Annotated in this window: 22 protein-coding genes; 11 read left to right on the forward strand and 11 right to left on the reverse strand. The window is 68.5% G+C overall.

Going from position 1 to position 21,062, the window contains the following annotated elements:
• Nucleotides 1-53 precede the first annotated feature (53 nt).
• From EJC77_RS14235 to purM, 4 genes are all read left to right on the forward strand, one after another.
• Nucleotides 54-1,145: a TIR domain-containing protein gene (locus tag EJC77_RS14235; RefSeq protein ID WP_164520435.1), complete on the forward strand. Its 1,092-nt coding sequence runs from the start codon at nucleotides 54-56 to the stop codon at nucleotides 1,143-1,145.
• A gap of 78 nt (nucleotides 1,146-1,223) precedes the next feature.
• Nucleotides 1,224-1,580 carry a hypothetical protein gene (locus EJC77_RS14240; protein ID WP_125613901.1) on the forward strand — a complete coding sequence of 119 codons (357 nt, stop codon included), beginning with the start codon at nucleotides 1,224-1,226 and terminating at the stop codon, nucleotides 1,578-1,580.
• Between the two features lie 44 nt (nucleotides 1,581-1,624).
• Nucleotides 1,625-3,208 (forward strand): amidophosphoribosyltransferase, encoded by a 1,584-nt coding sequence (gene purF, locus EJC77_RS14245; protein WP_125613906.1) that lies wholly within the window; start codon nucleotides 1,625-1,627, stop codon nucleotides 3,206-3,208.
• On the forward strand, nucleotides 3,205-4,353 hold the full coding sequence (gene purM / locus EJC77_RS14250; protein WP_125613909.1) for a phosphoribosylformylglycinamidine cyclo-ligase: 1,149 nt from the start codon (nucleotides 3,205-3,207) through the stop codon (nucleotides 4,351-4,353). Before purF ends, purM begins: the two co-directional genes overlap by 4 nt.
• Nucleotides 4,354-4,554: 201 nt before the next feature.
• Here purM and EJC77_RS14255 read toward each other — a convergent pair whose 3' ends face one another.
• Complete coding sequence (locus tag EJC77_RS14255) at nucleotides 4,555-4,785, reverse strand: DUF3073 domain-containing protein (RefSeq protein ID WP_125613961.1); 231 nt, start codon at nucleotides 4,783-4,785, stop codon at nucleotides 4,555-4,557.
• 265 nt (nucleotides 4,786-5,050) lie between these two features.
• On the opposite strand from EJC77_RS14255, the gene EJC77_RS14260 reads away from it, so the two are divergent.
• Nucleotides 5,051-5,749: a hypothetical protein gene (locus EJC77_RS14260; protein ID WP_125613912.1), complete on the forward strand. Its 699-nt coding sequence runs from the start codon at nucleotides 5,051-5,053 to the stop codon at nucleotides 5,747-5,749.
• A gap of 59 nt (nucleotides 5,750-5,808) precedes the next feature.
• On the opposite strand, the gene clpB is transcribed toward EJC77_RS14260, so the two are convergent.
• Nucleotides 5,809-8,391: an ATP-dependent chaperone ClpB gene (clpB, locus tag EJC77_RS14265; RefSeq protein ID WP_125613915.1), complete on the reverse strand. Its 2,583-nt coding sequence runs from the start codon at nucleotides 8,389-8,391 to the stop codon at nucleotides 5,809-5,811.
• A gap of 181 nt (nucleotides 8,392-8,572) precedes the next feature.
• Here clpB and EJC77_RS14270 point away from each other — a divergent pair, with 181 nt between their 5' ends.
• The 3 genes from EJC77_RS14270 (at nucleotide 8,573) to EJC77_RS14280 (ending at nucleotide 10,787) form a co-directional block, all read left to right on the forward strand.
• A complete protein-coding gene (locus EJC77_RS14270; RefSeq protein ID WP_125613918.1) occupies nucleotides 8,573-9,355 on the forward strand; it encodes a MerR family transcriptional regulator in 783 nt (260 codons plus the stop codon).
• A gap of 112 nt (nucleotides 9,356-9,467) precedes the next feature.
• Nucleotides 9,468-10,352, forward strand: a complete 885-nt coding sequence (locus EJC77_RS14275) for a DUF4031 domain-containing protein (protein WP_125613922.1) — start codon at nucleotides 9,468-9,470, stop codon at nucleotides 10,350-10,352.
• 9 nt (nucleotides 10,353-10,361) lie between these two features.
• Nucleotides 10,362-10,787, forward strand: coding sequence for an ASCH domain-containing protein (locus tag EJC77_RS14280; RefSeq protein WP_125613925.1), 426 nt, complete (start codon nucleotides 10,362-10,364; stop codon nucleotides 10,785-10,787).
• 412 nt (nucleotides 10,788-11,199) lie between these two features.
• Here the strand turns inward: EJC77_RS14280 and EJC77_RS20440 are convergent, their stop codons facing one another.
• From EJC77_RS20440 to EJC77_RS14295, 4 genes are read right to left on the reverse strand one after another with little or no spacing between them, the layout of a single operon-like run.
• A complete protein-coding gene (locus EJC77_RS20440) occupies nucleotides 11,200-11,361 on the reverse strand; it encodes a hypothetical protein (RefSeq protein WP_164520436.1) in 162 nt (53 codons plus the stop codon).
• A 4-nt stretch (nucleotides 11,362-11,365) separates the two neighbouring features.
• Nucleotides 11,366-11,905, reverse strand: a complete 540-nt coding sequence (locus EJC77_RS14285; RefSeq protein ID WP_205787364.1) for a zeta toxin family protein — start codon at nucleotides 11,903-11,905, stop codon at nucleotides 11,366-11,368.
• Nucleotides 11,862-12,299 (reverse strand): zeta toxin family protein, encoded by a 438-nt coding sequence (locus EJC77_RS21375; protein WP_125613931.1) that lies wholly within the window; start codon nucleotides 12,297-12,299, stop codon nucleotides 11,862-11,864. Before EJC77_RS21375 ends, EJC77_RS14285 begins: the two co-directional genes overlap by 44 nt.
• Before the next feature lie 14 nt (nucleotides 12,300-12,313).
• Nucleotides 12,314-12,805 carry a helix-turn-helix domain-containing protein gene (locus tag EJC77_RS14295; RefSeq protein WP_125613934.1) on the reverse strand — a complete coding sequence of 164 codons (492 nt, stop codon included), beginning with the start codon at nucleotides 12,803-12,805 and terminating at the stop codon, nucleotides 12,314-12,316.
• 498 nt (nucleotides 12,806-13,303) lie between these two features.
• On the opposite strand from EJC77_RS14295, the gene EJC77_RS14300 reads away from it, so the two are divergent.
• A complete protein-coding gene (locus EJC77_RS14300; RefSeq protein WP_125613937.1) occupies nucleotides 13,304-13,963 on the forward strand; it encodes a pentapeptide repeat-containing protein in 660 nt (219 codons plus the stop codon).
• On the opposite strand, the gene EJC77_RS14305 is transcribed toward EJC77_RS14300, so the two are convergent.
• From EJC77_RS14305 to EJC77_RS14315, 3 genes are read right to left on the reverse strand one after another with little or no spacing between them, the layout of a single operon-like run.
• A complete protein-coding gene (locus EJC77_RS14305; protein ID WP_205787365.1) occupies nucleotides 13,950-16,091 on the reverse strand; it encodes a xanthine dehydrogenase family protein molybdopterin-binding subunit in 2,142 nt (713 codons plus the stop codon). The genes EJC77_RS14300 and EJC77_RS14305 overlap by 14 nt on opposite strands.
• Nucleotides 16,088-17,080 carry an FAD binding domain-containing protein gene (locus EJC77_RS14310; RefSeq protein ID WP_125613940.1) on the reverse strand — a complete coding sequence of 331 codons (993 nt, stop codon included), beginning with the start codon at nucleotides 17,078-17,080 and terminating at the stop codon, nucleotides 16,088-16,090. The genes EJC77_RS14305 and EJC77_RS14310 overlap by 4 nt, the downstream gene beginning before the upstream one ends.
• Nucleotides 17,077-17,586 carry a (2Fe-2S)-binding protein gene (locus EJC77_RS14315; RefSeq protein ID WP_125613943.1) on the reverse strand — a complete coding sequence of 170 codons (510 nt, stop codon included), beginning with the start codon at nucleotides 17,584-17,586 and terminating at the stop codon, nucleotides 17,077-17,079. The genes EJC77_RS14310 and EJC77_RS14315 overlap by 4 nt, the downstream gene beginning before the upstream one ends.
• A 74-nt stretch (nucleotides 17,587-17,660) precedes the next feature.
• Between EJC77_RS14315 and EJC77_RS14320 the strand changes: the two genes are divergently transcribed.
• A complete protein-coding gene (locus tag EJC77_RS14320; RefSeq protein WP_125613946.1) occupies nucleotides 17,661-19,280 on the forward strand; it encodes a sialidase family protein in 1,620 nt (539 codons plus the stop codon).
• A gap of 7 nt (nucleotides 19,281-19,287) precedes the next feature.
• Here the strand turns inward: EJC77_RS14320 and EJC77_RS14325 are convergent, their stop codons facing one another.
• Complete coding sequence (locus EJC77_RS14325) at nucleotides 19,288-19,740, reverse strand: PspA/IM30 family protein (protein WP_125613949.1); 453 nt, start codon at nucleotides 19,738-19,740, stop codon at nucleotides 19,288-19,290.
• Nucleotides 19,737-20,324 (reverse strand): hypothetical protein, encoded by a 588-nt coding sequence (locus EJC77_RS14330; RefSeq protein WP_125613952.1) that lies wholly within the window; start codon nucleotides 20,322-20,324, stop codon nucleotides 19,737-19,739. The genes EJC77_RS14325 and EJC77_RS14330 overlap by 4 nt, the downstream gene beginning before the upstream one ends.
• Before the next feature lie 142 nt (nucleotides 20,325-20,466).
• Between EJC77_RS14330 and EJC77_RS14335 the strand changes: the two genes are divergently transcribed.
• A complete protein-coding gene (locus EJC77_RS14335) occupies nucleotides 20,467-20,868 on the forward strand; it encodes a YccF domain-containing protein (RefSeq protein WP_125613955.1) in 402 nt (133 codons plus the stop codon).
• Nucleotides 20,869-21,062: the final 194 nt, after the last annotated feature.

Raw genomic sequence — 21,062 nt, forward strand, 5'->3', positions numbered from 1 at the left:
GGACCCGGGTACCTCCGGCGATTTACGCAACTTCGACCTCACAGGGACATGAAATGACCACGCCAACTGAATTTCCCCCGCCACCGACTGCCAACCGCAAGGTATTCATCTCCTATGCCCGCGAAGACAGGGGATCACTCGAGGAGATCCGGGAAGGCATCTCCGCGTTGCACCACGAGTCATGGATCGACAGCAACCTCGACGGCGGGCAGGCGTGGTGGGATGTCATCCTTGAGCAGATCCGGCGGTGCGACGCGATGGTATTGGTGGTGTCCCCAAGCCTGCTGGAGTCGGAGGCGGCTGCGCGGGAGCGGGACTACGCCCGCCAGTTGGGCAAGCCGCTCATTCCGCTGGTCGTGGCCGCCGTCCGAAGTGACCTCCTGCCACCAGACATCGCCACACTCCAGTTAATCGACTACACCCGACACACTCCCCTCACCGGCGTGCAGTTCGCCAATGCCCTCTCTTCCGTCCGGACGGGTGTCCCCCTTCCGGAACCGCTGCCCGAACCACCCGCGGTCCCCGTTTCGTATCTTGGCGAAGTGTCCAATGTAGTTTTGCTGAAGCGCACCTTGTCGGCCGATGAGCAGTTCTCCATAGCGGCCAAACTCGCCGCGTCGTTGGCTCGTCCCAGGGAACACGACGCCGCCGCCGAATTGTTGCGACGACTCGAGGACAGGCCTGATCTATTCCACCAGACCGCCAAGGAAATTGAGAGGATCTGGCAGGAGGAGGCACAGCGTAAGGGGGCACGGGCGCCATCGCCTGAAACAGCCCGCGAAGCTGTAGTTGGCAGGGCGCAGGGCACGCCCCGCCCGGAGCCGCCGCTCACTCCGCCGCGGAATACCGGCGCCGCGTCCGGGCACCAGCAGGAGCAGGCTCCGCAGTTGGTACAGAGTGGCCCGTACCCGGGGGTGCCGGCCCAGCACTGGGGTTTGTCAATTGTCGCCCTGCTCCTGTTCCTGCCCTTGGGTGCCGCTGCCCTGTACTTCGCCTCGCAGGTCGCCAAACGCTGGGGTGCCGGCAATCCCGCGGGCGCGCTGGACGCCTCGAAGAAGGCCCGACTATGGGGGTGGGTCGGCATAGTCATCGGTGCATTCTGGTACCTTGTGCTCTACGGCTCGACGCATACGACTCCGTATTGATAACCGTTTGGATCCCGCAACGACGGTGCGGCCAGGGCCCGGAAGGGACTCCCAGCAAAGCCCGGTACCCTTGATGGAATGAGTGAGACGCCCCAAGTCCAGCCCGCCGGAGCCGATTCCGGAACCCCGGAAGTGCGCCAGATCAGCGTCCGGCGCGCGCCGAAGTTCGTCCCGTTCATGGTCGCCGGCGCCGTGCTGGGCATTCTGGCGGCCACCGTCGCGGCGGTTGCCGCACCGGGCAGCGAGGACTACAGCCGGGGCGCCGCGTTCGGCCTGTTCGCCGTCATGTTCGGGATCATCGGGCTCGGTCTGGGCTCCGCCGTGGCGCTGGTCATCGACCGGGTCAGCCTGCGCCGCAGCCAGCGCGCCATCGTCGAGCCGGTGCCGGATGCGGTGCCTGATTCCGGGCCGGAATCGGACGACGACGGACGGTAGCGACTGCTTTCAACGCGCCCCTGCGGGCATGAGACAATTGTCGGGTGGCACGCGGAGACGGAAAACTATCCCATGACCTTCTACCCGGCGAAAAAGGACCCCAGGATGCCTGCGGCGTCCTCGGCGTCTGGGCCCCCGGTGAAGAGGTCGCAAAACTAACCTATTACGGGCTGTACGCGCTGCAGCACCGCGGACAGGAATCGGCCGGCATCGCCACGAGCGACGGCAAGCGGATCAACGTCTACAAGGACATGGGCCTGGTGTCCCAGGTCTTTGACGAACCCACCCTGAACGCGATGACCGGGCACATCGCCATCGGGCACTGCCGGTACTCGACCACGGGGTCTTCCAACTGGGCCAACGCCCAGCCGACACTCGGCGCCACGTCCGCCGGCACGGTCGCGCTGGCGCACAACGGCAACCTGACGAACACGGCCGAGCTGCTGGAGATGGTGCTGTCCGACGGCGGCATGCCCACCGCGGGTGAGATGGCGCAGGGCAACACGTCGGACACGGCGCTCGTCACCACGCTGTTGAAGGGCGACGACGGGCGTTCGCTGGAAGAAACGGCCATGACGCTGCTGCCAAAGATCCACGGCGCGTTCTCCTTCGTGTTCATGGACGAGGGCACGCTGTACGCCGCCCGCGACCCGCACGGCGTCCGCCCGCTGGTCCTGGGCCGGTTGCAGCGCGGCTGGGTCGTCGCCTCCGAGGGCGCCGCGCTGGCAACCGTCGGGGCCAGCTTCATCCGCGAGATCGAACCGGGCGAGTTCATCGCCATCGACGAGGACGGGGTGCGCACCCAGCGCTTCGCCGCGGCCACACCCGCGGGCTGTGTGTTCGAGTACGTGTACCTGGCCCGCCCCGACGCGACCATTGCCGGCCGCTCCGTGTACGAGTCCCGCGTCGAGATGGGCCGCCAGCTGGCCCGCGAGAACCAGGCCGAGGCCGACCTGGTCATCCCGGTGCCCGAGTCCGGCACGCCGGCCGCCATCGGCTACGCCGAGGAATCCGGCATCCCGTTCGCGCACGGCTTCGTCAAGAACGCCTACGTTGGCCGCACCTTCATCCAGCCCAGCGAAACCCTGCGCAAGCTCGGCATCCGGCTCAAACTCAACGCGCTGGAATCCGTCATCCGGGGCAAGCGGATCGTCGTGGTGGACGACTCGATCGTGCGCGGCAACACGCAGCGCGCCGTGGTGCGCATGCTGCGCGAGGCCGGGGCGGCCGCGGTGCACGTGAAGATCTCCTCGCCGCCGGTGCGCTGGCCATGCTTCTACGGCATCGACTTCGCCTCCCGCGCCGAGCTGATCGCCAACGGGGCGGCCATCGACGAGATCGCCGCGTCGATCGGCGCCGATTCGCTCGCGTACATCACCGAGGACGGCATGATCGACGCCACGAGGCAGCCGCGTGAACGCCTGTGCACGGCCTGCTTCACCGGCGTGTACCCCATCGAATTGCCGTCCAGCGACCGGCTGGGCAAGAACCTGCTCGAACGCACGCAGCCGGGCAACGCCACAACCTCCACGGGCTGCGACCCGGGTCCGGACGCCGAATTGGAAACGATGCTCACCGACGAGGACCGGGCGGCCGTTTCCGGCGCCCAGACGAAGGAGACCCCATGACCGCCACCGGTGCCCCGGAGCCGGCCGCAGGAATCACGTACGCCAGCGCCGGTGTTGACACCGAGGCCGGCGACCGCGCCGTCGAGCTGATGAAGGAGGCCGTCAAGGCCACCCACGGCCCATCGGTGATCGGCGGGTTCGGCGGGTTCGCCGGGCTGTATGACGTCTCCCGGCTGCTCACCTACAAGAGGCCGCTGCTGGCCACGTCCACGGACGGCGTCGGCACGAAGGTCGCCATCGCCCAGGCCATGGACATCCACGACACGATCGGCTTCGACCTGGTCGGCATGGTGGTCGATGACATCGTCGTGGTCGGCGCCGAGCCGCTGTTCATGACGGACTACATCGCCACGGGCAAGGTTGTCCCGCAGCGGGTGGCGGACATCGTGCGCGGCATCGCGGCGGCCTGCAAAGTTGCCGGGACCGCCTTGGTGGGCGGCGAAACCGCCGAGCATCCCGGTCTGCTGGCCGCCGACGAGTACGACGTCGCCGGCGCCTGCACCGGCGTCGTCGAGGCCGAGGCGCTGCTGGGCCCGGAGCGCGTGCGTGCCGGCGACGTGGTCATCGCCATGGCGTCCTCCGGCCTGCACTCCAACGGCTACTCGCTGGTGCGCCGCGTCGTCAACCACGCCGGCTGGGCCCTCGACCGGCAGGTGTCCGAGCTGGGCCGCACGCTCGGCGAGGAGCTGCTGGAACCGACACGCGTGTACGCGGCCGACTGCCTGGACTTGGCCCGCTTCCTGCCCGTCACGGCCGACGCCGCCGTGCACGGCTTCAGCCACGTGACCGGCGGCGGCCTGGCCGCGAACCTGGCCCGCGTGCTGCCGCAGGGCCTGGTCGCCACCGTGGACCGTTCCACGTGGAGCCTGCCCGCCATCTTCAACCTCGTCGCCCAGCTGGGCAACGTGCCGCTGGCAGACCTGGAACGCACCCTGAACCTGGGCGTCGGCATGGTCGCGGTCGTGTCCGCAGACGCCGCCGACGCCGCCCTGGAGCGCCTGAACGGCCGTGGCCTGCCGGCCTGGGTCATGGGCACCGTCACCTCCGACGACGGCACGTTCGACAAGTCCGGACCGGACTACGTGCAGGGCGCCAAGGGTGTTGACGGCGGTGCCGTCCGCCTGGTCGGGAATTACGCCGCATAGCGCCGGTGGTCGAGCCTGTCCTCGGTGGTTGAGCCTGTCGAAACCACCGGTGGTTGAGCTTGTCGAAACCACCGGATCTCGACAAGCTCGATCACCGGCCCCCGACTCCGGGTTTCGACAGGCTCAACCACCGCCGGGGAACAACAAAATCCCCGCGCGTCGCGCAGGGTGATTTCGTTGCGTTTGGAACGACGGGCGGACCTAGCCTATGCGGCGGTTGTCCACTTCGTCGTCGTCGTCAAACTGATCGCCATACTTGTCTTCGTAGGCCGAGTAGTCCGGCTCCGCCGGAATCTCGGTGTGATGGCTCGGCGCACGCCTCGATGATGCACCGAGCTCGCGCTGCAGTGCTGAATAGTCAGTGTTCGGGGAGTAGTACTTGATATCCCGAGCCTGCTTGGTTGCCTTCGCCTTTTGACGGCCGCGCCCCATGGCGTGACCCCCTTTTACACTTGGACCGGAGGTGGTCGCCCAGGCTGTGGGCGAGGCTCCGGAATATTCGGTCAATTTGTCGTACCTACAGGTTACATGGTTTCGGTCCGATTCGCCCGTTGGGCGCCGTAGATGGGCTGCAGGCCGGGACGCCGATTCCGGTGCCCCCGTCCCGGATATTCGGTAGAGTCAATTGGGTGGGGACGCGGACTTTCCGCGACCGCCAATCCCGGGCCCACGCGGCTTGCAGGAAAGGACGTCCGGCATGAGCGACAATGAGAGCGCCCGGGACGCAGAACCCGGCCGGGACGCCGCCGGCCCGCCCCCTGATGAGTCCCTGCCGGACGCTGAGCCGGAGTTCAAGGAGCCGACCCTGGGCGCGGCGGAAATCAGCGGCGACGTTGCCGAGGCCGTCGAGCTTGACGCTGTGGAGGCGGAAGCGGCACGGGTCGCACGAGAGGCGGAATCGTCCGCCGAAATGCCCGGGGTCGTGGCCGCCCAGCAAGAGCCGACCCCGGCGGAACCCGCCGCCGCACCCTCGGCGCCCGGCACGCATGTCAGCAAGGACGGCATCGGCTGGCACCGGCCCGAAACACCGTGGCAGCAGTCGGCCAGCGCGTGGCAGCCACGACCCACGACGTGGCAGTCGCCCGGCGAGAAGGCATCGGCGCCGCGCGCGGACCAACAGCCACCGGAGGGTGTGCCGCCGGCCGAGGGTCGTCCGGCGGCGGATCGCCCGGCAGCCGGGGCGCCGTCACCGGTGACACAGCAGCAGCCCGCGGGCAACCGGACGGCCATCATCGCGATCAGCGTCGTGGTCGGCGCCGTCGTCGTCCTTGGGCTGCTCGTGTGGCTGCTGATCACCGTCGTAGGGGGTCTGCTGTCGGGTGGCGGCGCGGCGGCCGGCGACGCCCCCGCGAAAACGTCCGCCGCCTACGTCTTCCAGGACGACGCTCCCCGCTGAAATGGCAAGCCGGCGACTGCCTGCGCGGCGAGAACATCACGACGTCCCTGCTGAACTAGCTACTTCCGGCCGACAGTCAGCCCGTCGAGGTCCTCTGCGGTGTCAACGACGACGGTGTCGCCGTCGCTGACCTGGCCGGCCAGCAACTCGCGGGCCAGCCGGTCCCCGATCTGCCGCTGTACCAGCCGGCGCAGCGGGCGGGCGCCGTAGGCCGGATCGTATCCGGCCATGGCCAGCCAGGCGCGGGCCCCGTCGCTGACGTCCAGCACGAGCCGGCGATCCTGCAGGCGACGCGCCAGTCCCTGGACCTGCAGGTCCACGATGCGGGACAGCTCGTCCACGCTCAGCGCGTCGAACATGACGATCTCGTCCAGCCGGTTCAGGAACTCCGGCTTGAACGAGGCGTTCACCACATCCATGACGGCCCGGTGCTTCGCCTCGTCGGTCAGCGTGGGATCCACCAGGAACTGCGAACCCAGGTTCGAGGTCAGCACCAGGATGGTGTTGCGGAAGTCGACGGTGCGGCCCTGCCCGTCGGTGAGGCGGCCGTCGTCGAACACCTGCAACAGTATGTCGAACACCTCGGGGTGGGCCTTCTCCACCTCGTCGAGCAGCACCACCGAGTAGGGGCGGCGGCGGACGGCCTCCGTCAGCTGCCCGCCCTCGTCGTAGCCGACATAGCCTGGAGGGGCGCCGACCAGTCGGGCCACGGAGTGTTTCTCCGAGTATTCGCTCATGTCGATGCGCACCATGGCGCGCTCGTCGTCGAACAGGAAGTCCGCCAACGCCTTCGCCAGCTCCGTCTTGCCGACGCCGGTCGGGCCGAGGAACAGGAACGAGCCGGTGGGCCGGTCCGGGTCGCTGATGCCGGCCCGGGCCCGGCGAACGGCGTCGGACACTACCGAGACGGCCTTGGCCTGGCCGATCAGCCGGGACCCGAGCACCTGCTCCATCTGCAGCAGCTTCTGGCTTTCGGCCTGCAGCATGCGCCCGGCCGGGATGCCAGTCCAGGCGGAGATGACCTCGGCAATGTCATCCGCGGTGACCTCCTCGGCCACCATCAGGTCCTTCTTTTCCGACTCCTCCTCCGCGGCGGCCGCGTCCAGTTCGTGCTGCAGCGCCGGGATTTCCCCGTACAGGATGCGCGAGGCCTGCTCCAGGTCGCCGTCGCGCTGGGCCTTGTCGGCCACGGAGCGCAGCTCGTCCAGCTTGGCCTTGAGCTCGCCGACCCGGTTCAGGCCGGCCTTCTCGGCCTCCCACCGGGCGTTGAGTGCGGCCAGTTCCTCCTTCTTGTCCGCCATGTCGGCCCGCAGCGCCTCGAGGCGCTCCACCGACGCCTCGTCCGTTTCGCCCTCGAGCGCCAGTTCCTCCATGGTCAGGCGGTCGACGGCGCGGCGCAGCTGGTCGATCTCCTCCGGCGCGGAATCGATCTCCATGCGCAGCCGCGAGGCGGCCTCGTCGACCAGGTCGATGGCCTTGTCGGGCAGCTGGCGGCCGCTGATGTAGCGGTTGGACAGCGACGCGGCGGCCACCAGCGCCGAGTCGGCGATGGCGACCTTGTGGTGCGCCTCGTAGCGTTCCTTCAGCCCGCGCAGGATGCCGATCGTGTCATCCACGCTGGGTTCGCCGACGTAGACCTGGGCGAAGCGGCGCTCCAGGGCCGGATCCTTTTCAATGTTTTCGCGGTATTCGTCCAAGGTGGTGGCGCCGATGAGCCGCAGCTCGCCACGGGCCAGCATGGGCTTGAGCATGTTGCCGGCATCCATGGAACCCTCGGAGGCGCCGGCGCCGACCACCGTGTGGATCTCGTCGATGAACGTCACGATCTGCCCGTCGGAGGCCTTGATCTCCTCCAGCACGGCCTTGAGCCGTTCCTCGAACTCGCCACGGTACTTGGCCCCGGCCACCATGGCCCCGAGGTCCAGGCTGATCAGCGACTTGCCGCGCAGGGATTCCGGCACGTCGCCGGCGACCATGCGCTGGGCCAGGCCTTCGACGACGGCGGTCTTGCCGACGCCGGGCTCGCCGATGAGCACCGGGTTGTTCTTCGTGCGGCGGGAAAGCACCTGGATGACCCGGCGGATCTCCGCGTCGCGCCCGATCACGGGGTCCAGCTTGCCGGAGCGGGCGATGGCGGTCATGTCGGTGCCGAACTTCTCCAACGCCTGGAACGTGTTCTCCGGGTCGGGTGTGGTGACCTTGCCGTCGCCGCGCACCGCGGGAAGCGAGGCCTCCAGGGCCTGCCGGGTGGCACCCGCGCCGCGCAGGGCACGTCCCGTCGCACCGGCGTCGTCCGCCAGCCCCAGCAGCAGGTGCTCGGTGGAGACGTAGCTGTCCCCCATGCGCTCGGCCGCCTGCTGGGCCGACTGGACCACGAGCAGGGTGTTGCGGCCCAGCTGGGCCTGCGCCACCGACGTCCCGGACGACGACGGCAGGTCGCGGATGGCGGTGCTGGCCGCGACGGAGACGACGTCGGGGTCGATTCCGGCCGCCTTGAGCAGCGCGACGGCGACGCCCTCGCGATGGTCCATGAGGGCCTTGAGCAGGTGGGCCGGCTCGACGGTCGGGTTGCCGGCGGTCGAGGCGTTCATGGCTGCCGCGGAGAGAGCCTCCTGGCTCTTCGTGGTGAATTTGGTGTCCATGAGCGCTCCTTTCCGAGCATTCGGGTCGTGCATGCATAGATGACGAAGTTGAGTCTACTACGCTCAACTTTAGTTTCCGCCGTCACCCCGGCGTGTTTTTGCCGACGGCGAAAGCCGCCGGTGCGGTGGTCTTGACCGGGCCCTTGACCTTGACGCAGCGTCAACCTTTAACGTGGATGGCATGGAGACGAAAACCGGAGCGGACTGGCCGATCCACGAGATCGCGCGGCTGGCAGGCACCACGAGCCGGACGCTGCGCCACTACGACGACGTCGGCCTGCTGGCGCCGAGCCGGATCGGCCACAACGGATACCGGTACTACGACCGGGGCTCCCTGGTGCGGTTGCAGCGCATCCTGCTGCTGCGCGACCTGGGCCTCGGCCTGCCGGCCATCGGCGAGGTGCTGGCCAACGAACGTGACGTCGCCGCCGCACTCCGGGCCCATGTGGCCTGGTTGCGGCAGGAGCGGGACCGGCTGGCACGGCAGATCGCGTCGGTCGAACGAACCATTGAATCGGTGAACGAAGGAGGAGATCCCATGGCGGAAAACATGTTTGACGGGTTCGACCACACCCAATACAAGGATGAGGTCGAGGAACGGTGGGGTAAGGACGCCTACACCCGCTCGGACGCCTGGTGGCGCGGGCTCGGGCCGGCCGGGCAGGCGGAGTGGAAGGAGCGCTCCGCGGCCCTGATCCGCGACTGGAACAAGGCCTTCGAGGCGGGCGAAACCGCGGACGGCGAGGCCGCGCAGGAACTGGCCCGGCGACAGGTCGAGTGGCTCACGACCGTGCCGGGCACCCCGGCCGCCACCCCGGGGCAGGACGTGAAGGCGTACGTCACGGGACTGGGCGAGATGTATGTGGCGGACGCGCGGTTCGGCGCCAACTACGGCGGGCCCGGGGGCGCCGCGTTCGTCCGGGACGCACTGGCCGTGTACGCGCAGCGGAACCTCGGTGGTTGAGCCCGCCGAAACCGTCGGTGGTTGAGCCCGTCGAAACCCGGATCTCGACAGGCTCGATCACCGACAGGCTCGATCACCGCCTCGACCACCGGCGGCCACTAGGCTTGGCCGCATGATCTACATCGATCCGCCGTTCTGGCCGGCGCACGGGACGGTGTTCTCGCATCTGGTCTCGGACGCCTCGATCGATGAATTGCACGCCTTCGCGGACGCGGCCGGGATCACGCGGCGGGCGTTCGACCTGGACCACTACGACGTGCCGGAGCGCCGCTACCGGGATCTGGTCGCGGCCGGCGCAATCCCGGTCCCGGGCAAGGATCTGGTACGCATCCTGGCCGCCTCGGGGTTGCGCGTGAAGGCCCGGCATCGCGGCGGGTCGTTGCAGACCGGGCTGCAATACCGGTGGGACACACTGCTGCCGGGCACCGAGGACCTGGGCGCCGCGCTGATCGGCCGCTGGAACGAGCCGCACCGGCACTACCACTCGGCCACCCACCTGCTGGCTGTGCTCGAGGCCCTGGATGTGCTTGCGGACGGGGCGCCGCCACGCGCGGTGGGCCTGGCAGCGTGGTTCCATGACGCGGTGTACAACGGCGTCCCGGGAGCCGACGAGGAGGCCTCGGCGGCGCTCGCCGAGACGTCGCTGGCCGGGTTGGTGCCGGCCGCGGAGGTTGCCGAGGCGGCGCGGCTGGTGCGGCTCACCGTCACGCATGCGCCGGCAGGGACGGACGACGGCGGCGCCCTCCTGTGCGATGCTGACCTCGCCATCCTCGGTGGCCAGACCCCGGACTATGCGCGATATGTGGAAGGTGTCCGTGCCGACTACGCGCACATACCGGCGGCCGACTTCGCCAGGGGACGGGCCGCCGTCGTCCGTCAACTGCTGACGCTGGACCCGCTGTTCCACACCGCGCGGGGCGCCGAGCTGTGGGCGGCTGCCGCACAACGCAACCTGCGGCAGGAATTGGCACGGCTGGGCCAAAACGTGACGGGGTAGACTCCGCGCATGGCCGATTCCAGTTCCCTCCCCGTGGCCGAATTCGCGTTTCCGGGCCCGTTGCGCGACCAACTGGTTGCCGCCATCCTGGCCGGGACGAAGACGTCCACCACCAGCACGCTGGTCGAGTACGCGGTGGAAAACGAGCCGCTTCCCGAGGTCGGGGCACGGCAGGTGGTCGTCGACTCGGCTGGCGAGCCGGTGGCCGTCATCGAGATCACCGAGGTACGGCAGGCCCGGTTGGCCGACGTCGACCTGCACCATGCGGTCGATGAGGGCGAGGGGTACACGACCGTGGCCCAGTGGCGGCGCGGCCACGAGGAGTTCTGGCACTCGGCCGAGATGCGCCAGGCCGTGGGCGACCCCGCCTTCACCGTCGGCGACGACACGATGCTGGTGCTGGAGCGGTTCCGGTTGGTGGAGGTGCTGGCGTGACGGGCCGGGGAATCGTCCGCGATTGGGACGACGGGGAGGGCTGGGGCGTGATCGAGTCCGGCCAAACGCCTACCGGAGCATGCTGACGATCGCCCTCGATGATCCGCCCACGTCTTGACCACCGCCGGCGATTAGCGTGGACCGCGCGATCTTGATCGAGTATTTATCCGCCCCCCACGCTCAGTCGGCCCATGTTGCAGCCCGCACTACGGTGCGGGCCAGCTTGCCTGCCTGTTGAATTGGGACGGCTCGTCCGGATATCGTCGAGTGCGCAGGATGCATCTAATGTCTCCCGCCCATCCGAAGCCCCGCACGGCGGGGCTTCGCGTTTTAATATCACTGGTGTACGGACGCCACACATACTTGAACCGGATTGCTGCGCCCAGCCGTCCCACAATGTATGCCATCGCTTTCACAGCTGCGGGATGCGTCTCCGCGCGTTATTCGTCACCGTGGCCGTTTTAAATCCGTTCTGGCTATACCATGTGTCAATCAGCAGCCTGAAGCTGCGTCGCAGGTTCGCCTCGGTCGCAACAGGCATCTTCTGCTCCTGGTCGGCGTCTTTGACCTGCATTGCCCTATCGTCCAAAGTCTCGGTTGGTGGACGGCTTTGTCCGGCCCTGCCTGGATTCCAGCTCAGGAGCTGATTCGTTGCCCTTGACCCGATATACAACGTACTCACTGACGCATCCGAAGTCTTTCGCCACGGCGGCCGCGTTGACTGCGCATACGGATTCCTTGGCCTCCGGGGTGATGAACAACGCGGCGGGATAAGACGGGAGCACCCAGCGCCCACCCATTTCAGCGTCAAGACTGGCCGCAGTTCCGTTCACAGCGGCCAGGTAGCCGCGTTCCCAGCGCCCCATGGTGCGGGCCTCGCTAACGGCCTGGGTTGTTTCGACGTCGACCACCATGACGTCATAGCCGGCCCCTTGCAAGGCGTCCAGCTGCATGCGCGCGTTCTTCTCACCAGACAACGTGCCGTCGATAACGATATTGTCCCCACGCTGGAGCGCGTCCTTGATGGCCTTCCTGGCCAGGATCGCTGATTCGCCGTGAACCAAGGTTGCCAGCTCACGCGGATAGAATCTCTCCCCGCAGCTTCGCGCGGACTTCATCAGGCATGAGATAGCTGTCATAGCTGCCGTCCAGGCGTGCCTGCTGCAGAAGCGCGTCCTTGAAGTCGTCCGGATCAATTGTCAGCCAGTGTTCTGGACGGGACTTGGAGTCCGCAATGAGCGAGTCCACCACAGTGGACTTGCCGGCCCCCGGCGGACCGGCAAGGACAATCGCCTTGCGGTCACTCCTCACGGCTGCATGTGCGGCTACGAAACTCGAGAGCATTTCATTATGCAGCGCCCTGCGTGCCGGACGCGGTTGCTGGCGCTTGACGTTGAACCACTCAGGATTTTGGGTCGTCGCGTGCCTCGACTGGGCGGTCAACGAGCCACCCTCGGCACAGAGCCGCTCCAGATGCACACGGTGGCCCGCTGCCCGATCTTCGGTAGCCACGCCTTACAGCGCAGTCATGGAGCATCCAGAACGTCGTCCGACGCATCCAAAATACGGTCATAAGCCTCCGCGTCGATCAGACCCTTATCGAACGCCTCCCCGACTTCCTCAAACGTCCCTGGCGGATCGGGCGGAAGTATGGCCTTCCATTCCGTTGCCAGCTGTTCCGTGGGGTCTTGCCTCTTGACGTAGGGCCATACCGAAAGCTGCCGGATCATCTCATTGCGGTCGATGTCGCCGGCGGCGTACCGTTCGGCAATTTCATAGGGGCTGGCGCCGCTGAATCCCGCGGGGATCGCACCCACTCCCTTGGACGCCGCCTTCTTCAACGCCTGGCTGATAGCAGACTGGGTGACGTTAAGGGCCCGGGCAATGTCTCGCTGCGGGAGCCCGTCGCGGACAGCCGCTTGAAGTGCCCTGAAGTAGTCAAGGCGGCCCAGGTCCGCGCGCGCCAAAGCGGAACGGGCCCGGTCAAGTACATGGTCGGGACTGGAAGTGACCGTCATCTCCAAACCTCCCTTTATTAGTAAGCTTATAAGGGAGACTTTGACCTGTCACCACTCCGTTCCAGGACAGGCGGCACGGGCGCCCATGGATGGCTGATCCTGCTGAAGAACACGGCCTGAACGGGCGTTCCTGCATTCACAAGGCCCCGCCCTTGGATCTATCGTCCTCGGTCCGCGGCATCTCTCGCGGCCTGCTTCATTGTCGGTCGCGCCGTCGCTTGGCTTTCCGGTTGTATGGACGCCGCTCCCCTGCCCTTGGTTCCGGGGCATGGGGGAAGCCGGACGCCCTTTGGGCCTTGAATGCTTCCAGTTCCGGGTCCAGCGACGTATCCGGGACGCCCGGAGTGACGTTGGTGTTTGTCTCCTCTGCGGATTCGATCTTTGGTGGAACCATGAGGCTGATTCGTCCAAGAATGCGAGCATCATGGCAAGACCGTATACACGGCGCCTGACACCCGGGACGCATCCGCCGTCGTCCCGCCCCGATAGGCTGGAGGCATGCCCGCCCGCCCCACGCCCCGCCCCCCACGGCTGACCCCGGTCCGGCCCGCCAATCTGGCGGAGAACGAGGACCGGTTCTTCAGCGCCGGCCGCACCTACGACGGGCAGCGCTTCACGCGCACGGATTTCGGCGCCACGGACCTGTCCTCGACCGACTTCCTTGAATGCGAACTGTTGGCCCCGACGCTGCACGAGACGGAGCTGCGCGGCACCCGATTCCGCGACTCCATCGTGGCGGACAGCTTCGCTCCGGTGCTCAAAGCGGCGCGCACGAGCTGGCGCCACGTGGAGATCAAGTCCCCGCGGTGGGGGTCGGCGGAACTGTTCGACAGCCGGTGGCAGTCGGTGCGGATCGACGGCGGCAAGCTCGACTTCGTCAACCTGCGCGCCGCGAAGATCACCGACATGCTCATCAGCGACTGCATCATCGACGAACTCGACCTGTCCGGCGCCACGGTGACCCGGCTGGCGCTGGCGAACTGCCGGATCGGCACGCTGGACCTCCGGCAGGCCACGCTGGCCGACGTCGACCTGCGCACCACGGCATTCCGGACCTTGAACGGCATTGGCTCGATTTCCGGCGTCATCATCGACGACTACCAGCTGGGCCTGTTGGCGCCGTTGCTGGCCGGGCACCTGGGCATCACGGTCGCGTAGTCGGCGTGGGAGCGTCCCAGACGGGATTCAGCAACCGTTCGATCGAAATCGGGAGGTCACGGACCCGGATGCCGGTGGCGTGGAAGACCGCATTGGCGATGGCCGCCGACACCCCGACGGCGCCGAGTTCGCCGATGCCCTTGGCCCCCAGCGGGCTGGCATCCGTGTCGGGATCCTCGATGAACGACACATCGATGTCGCCGATGTCGGCGCAGACCGGCACCAGGTACCCGGCCATGTTCTTCGACAGGAACCGGCCCAATTGCGGTTCGAGAATCGACTCCTCCAACATCGCCTGGCCGTAGCCCCACGCGATGCCGCCGATCATCTGGCTGCGCGCGGTGAGCGGGTTGATGATCCGGCCCGCGGCGTAGGTGGCGGTGCAGCGCGGCATCCGGACCAACCCGAGGTCGGGGTCCACACGCACCTCGACGAATATAGCGCCGTAGGTGTGGATCGAGCGGCCCTCGCCCCGCTCGGCCGGATCCCAGCGGGCCTCGGCGTCGAGCGAATCGAGCCCGGCGTCGGCCAGCCGGCGCGGGTATGCGCCCGTGCCGGCGAGCGCGTCGAGCTTGTCGCGCAGCTCGGTTGCGGCGGCGGCCACCGCGGAGCCCACCCCCATGGTCGCCGAGGACCCGAACGTGCCGGAGGTCTCCGGCAGGTCTGTGTCGCCGTGGTGCACCTCGACCGAGCCGGGGTCCACGCCGAGGGTCTGGGCGGCGATCGTCGTCAGGACCCCGGGCAGGCCGGTGCCGATCTCCTGCGTTCCGGCCTCCACGATCGTCCGGCCGTCGGCCTGCAGCCGGACCCGAGCCGACGACGGCAGCCGGAAGGTGTCCATCGTGACCGAGGCCATCCCCCAGCCGACGAGCTCGTCGCCGTCACGCATAGAACGCGGTTCGGCCGGGCGGCCGGACCAGCCGAACCGTTGCGCGGCCGCCCGCAAGCAGTCCGGCAGCGGCCGGGACGAGAACGGCTGCCCGGTCATCGGGTCCACCGCCGGTTCATTGCGCAGCCGCAGCTCGACCGGGTCCATGCGGAGAGCGTAGGCGAGTTCGTCCATGGCCGACTCGAGTGCGAACATGCCCAACCCCTCGGCGGGGGCGCGCATCGGGGTCGGCGTCTGCCTGCTGGTGTGTTCAACCAGGACGGCGACGTCGATCGCCGGGCTGGCGTACATCCACCGGGTCCCGCCGGTGGCATTTTCGGCATAGTCGTCGAAGGTCGAGGTCGGGTTGACGCTGTGGTGGCGGACGGCGGTGAGCCGGCCGTCGTCGTCGGTCCCCAAGGTGAGGGTCTGTGTGGTCGCCGGCTGGTGTCCGCAGGAGGTGAACATCTGGGCCCGGGTCAGCACCAGCTTCACTGGGCGGCCGGTCACGCGCGCCGCCGCCGCGGCGAGGAGCGTGTGCGGCCAGACGAAGCCCTTGCAGCCGAAGCCGCCGCCGATGAAGGGGCAGACCACCCGCACGTGGTCGGCCGGCAGGTCGAAGGCCGCCGCCAGGGCCATCTGCGTTCCGAAGACCCATTGGGTGCTCTCGTGCACGGTGAGCTGGTCGCCGTGCCAGGAGGCCACGGTGGCCGAGGGCTCCATCGGGCTGTGGTGACGGTTCGGGGTGGTGTAGGTGGCGGTGACCACGGTGGTCGCCGCGGCCAGCCCGGCCTCGACGTCACCGACCCGCCCCGCGGGGTTGCCGGAGATCAGACCAGGCCTGGGCGTCACCGATTCACCGTCGCCGAACGCGCGGGGAACGGCGACGTCCGCATAGGTTGCCCGGACGAGTTCGGCGCCGCGGCGGGCCTGCTCGAAGGTTTCCGCCAGTACCATCGCCACCGGCTGGCCCTCGTAGCGCACCGTGTCGTCCTGGAGCGGGAGCACCGACTGGCCCAGCGGCGGCGACCCGATCGTTTTCAGCCGGGGCATGTCGGTGTGGGTGAGCACGGCCAGCACGCCGGGCGCCCGGACGGCCGCGGCGGTGTCGATGTGGGCGATCCGGCCGGTCGCCACGGTGGCCGGCACGAGCGCCGCGTGGGTGACGCCGTCCACCGGGGTGTCCGCGGCATAGTCGGCGGCGCCGGTGAGCTTGGCCGCCCCATCCGGTCGGCGCAGCCCCCCGATCGCGGCGATCACGACGCCACCATTCCTCTCGACCCGGCCGTGGTCAGGGCCCGTAGCGTCGCCCGCTGCGCGAGCTTGACCTTGAACGCGTTGCCGGCCAGCGGACGGGCCTCGGCGAACGAGGCCGCCACCGCGGCGCGCAGCGCTTCGGTGTCGTCCAGCGAAACGCCCCGGAGCGCGGCTTCGGTCCGGTCGAGCCGCCACGGCCTGGCCGCCACCCCGCCCAGCGCCAGACGCGCATCGGTGACCACCCCGCCGTCGTGGGCAAGCGCGGCGGCGACGGCGACCATCGCGAACTCATACGAGGCACGTTCGCGCACCTTCAAGTAATGCGACGCCCGGGTGTGCGGGCCGGCCGGAACGTCGATCGCGGTGACCAGCTCATCGGGGGCGAGCACCGTCTCGACCGTTGGATCATCGCCCGGCAGCCGATAGAACCCGGTCACCGGCACTGTCCGCTCGCCCCGAGGGCCGACGATTATCACCGTGGCGTCCAACGCGGCCAGCGCGACCGCGAAGTCGGACGGGTGGGTCGCCACACAGGCATCGCTCCATCCGAAGATCGCCTGGGTGCGGGTCTCGCCGTGGCGCGCCGCGCAGCCCGATCCCGGAGCGCGCTTGTTGCACGGCAGCAGAACCTCGGCACGGAAGTACGGGCATCGCGTGCGCTGCAACAGGTTGCCACCGAGACTGGCCATGTTCCGCAGCTGCGGCGAGGCGGCACACAGCAGCGACTCGGCCAGCACCGGATACTCGGCCGCCACCACCGGGGCCGCGTCGCTCATCCGGGCCAGCGCGCCCAGCCGCAGCCCTTCCGGACGGGCGTCAATGCCGTCCAGCGGCAGGCCATTGATGTCGACCAGCCGTTCCGGCGTCGCGATGCCCTCCTTGAGCCAGTTGACCATCTCGGTGCCGCCGGCGATCACGCTGGTACCGGGGTCCTCGATCGCGGCCAGCGCGGCGGCCAGGTCCGGTGCCTTCGCGTAGGCGAACGCCTTCATGGGGCCGGCTCCGTGACGTTGACGGTCCGGCCCAATGCCCCGGCCGCCTCCGCCACGGCGGCCACAATCTGGGGGTAGGCGGCGCAGCGGCAGATGTTGCCGCTCATCCACTCCCTGATCTCCCGGGCGGACCCGGCGTGCCCCTCGGCGATGAGAGCCGCGGCGGACATCACCTGACCGGGCGTGCAGTAGCCGCATTGAAACGCGTCATTGTCCAGGAAGGCGCGCTGGATCGGGCCCAAACCACCATCGACGGCCATTCCCTCGATCGTGGCGATGTCCGCGTCGGCCAGCGACACGGCAAGTGTCATGCACGCCAGAACGCGCCGGCCGCCCACATGGACCGTGCAGGCGCCGCACTCGCCTCCATCACAGCCCTTCTTTGTCCCGGTCAGCCCGAGCCGGTCCCGCAGCGCGTCCAGAAGGGTCATCCGTGATTCGAGGTGGATGACGTGGTCCTCGCCGTTTACCCGCAACGTGACCTCGGATTCCTCGTCGAATCTCATGCGTGGAGTCTAACCCCGGGCTCATGGTCGCTGACAAGGGTGCGCCCCTGACGGCGATCGCCTAGGCTGGTCAAGTGACCCCACGTCCTACCTCATTCGAGCGGGTGCTGGCCCGCCGCGGTGTCGGCGGCTACCGCCAGTACCGCATCCCCGCCCTGGCCGTCTCCACGCGCGGTACGGTGCTGGCGGCCTACGACGGCCGGCCCAACCTGGACGACCTGCCGAATCCGATCGACCTGCTGCTGCGCCGCAGCACCGACAACGGCCGCACCTGGGGGCCGCAGCAGGTGGTCCGCACCGGCACCGGCCTGGCCGGGTACGGCGACCCGAGCCTGCTGGTGGACACGGACACCGGCCGGATCACCATGTTCCACGCGGCCGGCACGCATGCCGGGTTCTTTGAGGCCGCCGAAGGCCTGGAACCCGAGGACGCCGTGCAGCACACCGACCTGAGCTTCTCCGACGACGACGGCGTCACCTGGCGGCACCGCCGGCTCACCGGGATGCTCAAACGGCCCGGCATCACGGGGATCTTCGCCGCGGCCGGTGCGGGCATCCGCATCCACACCGGCCCCTACGAAGGCCGCCTGGTACAGCAGTTCGTGGTCCTGTTCCGCGGCGACATCATGGCCGCCAGCGCGTACAGCGACGACCACGGCGAGACGTGGACCCTGGGCGAACTGGTCCCTGGCGGCAATGAAAACAAGGTGGCATGCCGCGCCGATGGCAGCCTGCTGTTGCATTCGCGCGCCACCCCGCATCGGCTGACGGCCGTCTCCACCGACGGCGGGCACAGCTACTCCGCCGCCGAACCGCACCAGGACCTGCCCGATCCCGGTGACAACGGCTCGCTGGCCCGGTTTGACGGCCTGCCGAACGTGACCACGCTGGCCGTCCCGGAAACGGTTGAGTGGCTCATCGCCACGCACAACCACGACACCGCGCTGCGCCGCAACACCGTCCTGAAACTCTCCCGCGACAACGGCGCCACCTGGCCGCAGGCCCTCGTGCTGTGCCCGGGAAGCTCCGAATACTCCACGGCCGCCCGCCTCCCCGACGGCCGCATCGGCGTCCTCCATGAACGCCAGGGCTACCAGGAAATCGTGTTCACCGCCGTTGACCCGCAGGCCCTGATCGACTCCCCCGCCGATGCATTGACGCATGACGGCGGCACCTGCTTTGCCGGCGACCTCGCCTTCGACGTGGTGCTGCGGTCCATCACGCCCGGCCGGCCCGCCCGCTGGCGGAGCGTGGGCGAGACCGTCACGCTCGCCCAGGCCGACGGCGGTTGGAGCCCCTCGGTCTGGAAGGAGGTGGGCCAGGGCTACACGCCGGACGCCCCGCAGGTGCTGTCCAACCGTGAGTCGCAGGACCTGAACTACGGCCCCGTCACCGCAGGCTACAAGGCGGGCGACGTCCTCGCCTTCGGCGCCCGGGTGGTGAACCGCGGTGCCCACGCGGCCCACGACGTCGTCGTCCGCAACGGCGTCGAAAACGGCACCGGCACCGCCCTGTTGGCACCCGGCGAGGACCTGCTGTTCAATCCGACGTACGTGATCACCGAGTCGGACGTCGCGGCGGGCCGGGCCGTGGTGCGGTTTGCCCTCGCCGCGGCGGTCGACGGGGCCGTGAGGGTCGAGAAGACGTTCGTCTTCGACATCACGACCGGCGACGTCGCCGAATCCCAGCGCTGAGGGCAGGTCAGTCGGGGCCGTCGGCGAGGTCCCGCAGGGACTCCCCGATCCGCCGGTGGGCGTCGGCCGCCTGCCGGCGGGCCGCCAGCGTCTGGGCGGTCACACCGAACCCGTCGACCCGCGTCTGGAGCTGGGCCAGCTCGGCCTTCAGCATCGTTTCCTGGTCCACCAGGGCGTCGCGCTGGGCGGTGATGTCGGCCAGCTGGTCCGTCATGACGGCGGCCCGCGATCGCGCCGCGCGAGCCAGGCCGTCGTCCTCTGCCGCGGTGGCTGCCTGGTCCTTGAGTTCAGCGATCAGCCGTTCGAGTTCGGTCGCCTGCAGGTCCAGGCGCTGCCGGCTGGTCGCCACGTCGGCCACACCCCGGCGCATCTTCGCCAGGGCCGCCAGCTGCTTGTCGAGCGACTCCGCCACGCCCAGCCCTTCCGGCTCCTTTTTAGCACGCTTGCGCCAGATGCTCATGCCGGCGGGCCGTCGTTCCCCAGTTCGGTGTAGGTCTGCGACCAGTTCCGCAACATCTGCGCCTCGATGTCCAGCTTGCGGGTCACGGCGGCGAGGTCGACGTCGGTGAGCGGGCGCGCGGTCGCGGCCAGTGCGTTGCGCACGCCGGCCGCCGTCGTCATGATCTGCTTGACGTGGGCGCCGAGCGTCTGTGCGTACATCGTCTGGATGGCGGGGTCCGGGTCCTTCTGCGCCACGACGAGTTGCTGCTCAATCGCGGCCCCGGCCTGCTGCAGCGTGCGCACGATCGGTTCGAGGTTGCCGGTGTACTGTTGCGCGGAATTGGCCACGTCGAGGCTGCGCGCGGTGGCCTCCAACGCCTCGCGCAGGTGGATGCGCAGTCCCATCAGCGCGCTTGACGGGCCCGTGCCGGATTGGGCCCGCACCTTCAGGGCCTCGAACTTGGCCCGTTCCAGGCCCGGCTTGGACCATCGCACCAACCCCACCACGCCGCGGGACACCAGGACGGCCACGGTGACGATGCCACCCACCACGAGGGCGATGATGACCAGCGCGATGACCAGGATGACTGTTCCGGAATCCATGCGTTCGCCGCCTCCGATCGGGCCTATTCCTGGCTCATCAGCGTAGCACCGCACCCTTGGCGGCGAATGGGGCCCGTGAATCAGGGTCCGCTCCGGGACGTCCCCGATGGCCGGCGCCGGCGCGGCGGGACAGAATGGGACCATGAAGACGATTCTCAACATCATCTGGCTCGTGTTCGGCGGCATCTGGCTGGCCCTGGGCTACTTCCTGGCCGGCATCGTCTGCTGCCTGCTGATCATCACGATCCCGTGGGGCATCGCCGCTTTCCGCATCGCCGGCTACGCGCTGTGGCCGTTCGGCCGCACGGTGGTCGACAAGCCGGGCGGACCGTCCGTCGCCAGCACCATCGGCAACGTCATCTGGCTGCTCGTCGCCGGGATCTGGATCGTCATCGGCCACCTCACGACCGCCGTTGCCATGGCCATCACCATCATCGGCATCCCGCTGGCCATCGCCAACCTGAAGATGATCCCCATCTCCCTCATGCCGCTGGGCAAGGAAATCGTCCCCACGAACAGCCCGTTCGTGGGCCAATACCGGTAACCAATCCTCGCAGCGGCCTTGCGTGGGGCGTACGCTGGCCCCATGCCCGCAACCACACCGCCCGAAACCACACCGCCCAAAGCCATACTGCTCGGTGACAACCTGGAAGTCAGGGCTCGCATAGAAATTAGGTCTGTTTTGCCGTGAATTTTCGGTAGTCTCGTGCTATGGAAGAGATTTCGGAACCGGTGGTG

The organism is Specibacter cremeus, assembly GCF_003946885.1.
Classification (GTDB): Bacteria; Actinomycetota; Actinomycetes; order Actinomycetales; family Micrococcaceae; genus Specibacter; species Specibacter cremeus.

Bases quoted from the DNA above. Each gene is read 5' to 3' on its own strand.
- EJC77_RS14235 (WP_164520435.1), top strand. From the start codon at position 54: ATGACCACGCCAACTGAATTTCCCCCGCCACCGACTGCCAACCGCAAG.
- EJC77_RS14240 (WP_125613901.1), top strand. From the start codon at position 1,224: ATGAGTGAGACGCCCCAAGTCCAGCCCGCCGGAGCCGATTCCGGAACC.
- purM (WP_125613909.1), top strand. From the start codon at position 3,205: ATGACCGCCACCGGTGCCCCGGAGCCGGCCGCAGGAATCACGTACGCC.
- EJC77_RS14255 (WP_125613961.1), bottom strand. From the start codon at position 4,785: ATGGGGCGCGGCCGTCAAAAGGCGAAGGCAACCAAGCAGGCTCGGGAT.
- EJC77_RS14260 (WP_125613912.1), top strand. From the start codon at position 5,051: ATGAGCGACAATGAGAGCGCCCGGGACGCAGAACCCGGCCGGGACGCC.
- clpB (WP_125613915.1), bottom strand. From the start codon at position 8,391: ATGGACACCAAATTCACCACGAAGAGCCAGGAGGCTCTCTCCGCGGCA.
- EJC77_RS14270 (WP_125613918.1), top strand. From the start codon at position 8,573: ATGGAGACGAAAACCGGAGCGGACTGGCCGATCCACGAGATCGCGCGG.
- EJC77_RS14275 (WP_125613922.1), top strand. From the start codon at position 9,468: ATGATCTACATCGATCCGCCGTTCTGGCCGGCGCACGGGACGGTGTTC.
- EJC77_RS14280 (WP_125613925.1), top strand. From the start codon at position 10,362: ATGGCCGATTCCAGTTCCCTCCCCGTGGCCGAATTCGCGTTTCCGGGC.
- EJC77_RS20440 (WP_164520436.1), bottom strand. From the start codon at position 11,361: ATGCAGGTCAAAGACGCCGACCAGGAGCAGAAGATGCCTGTTGCGACC.
- EJC77_RS14285 (WP_205787364.1), bottom strand. From the start codon at position 11,905: ATGAAGTCCGCGCGAAGCTGCGGGGAGAGATTCTATCCGCGTGAGCTG.
- EJC77_RS14295 (WP_125613934.1), bottom strand. From the start codon at position 12,805: ATGACGGTCACTTCCAGTCCCGACCATGTACTTGACCGGGCCCGTTCC.
- EJC77_RS14300 (WP_125613937.1), top strand. From the start codon at position 13,304: ATGCCCGCCCGCCCCACGCCCCGCCCCCCACGGCTGACCCCGGTCCGG.
- EJC77_RS14310 (WP_125613940.1), bottom strand. From the start codon at position 17,080: ATGAAGGCGTTCGCCTACGCGAAGGCACCGGACCTGGCCGCCGCGCTG.
- EJC77_RS14315 (WP_125613943.1), bottom strand. From the start codon at position 17,586: ATGAGATTCGACGAGGAATCCGAGGTCACGTTGCGGGTAAACGGCGAG.
- EJC77_RS14325 (WP_125613949.1), bottom strand. From the start codon at position 19,740: ATGAGCATCTGGCGCAAGCGTGCTAAAAAGGAGCCGGAAGGGCTGGGC.
- EJC77_RS14330 (WP_125613952.1), bottom strand. From the start codon at position 20,324: ATGGATTCCGGAACAGTCATCCTGGTCATCGCGCTGGTCATCATCGCC.
- EJC77_RS14335 (WP_125613955.1), top strand. From the start codon at position 20,467: ATGAAGACGATTCTCAACATCATCTGGCTCGTGTTCGGCGGCATCTGG.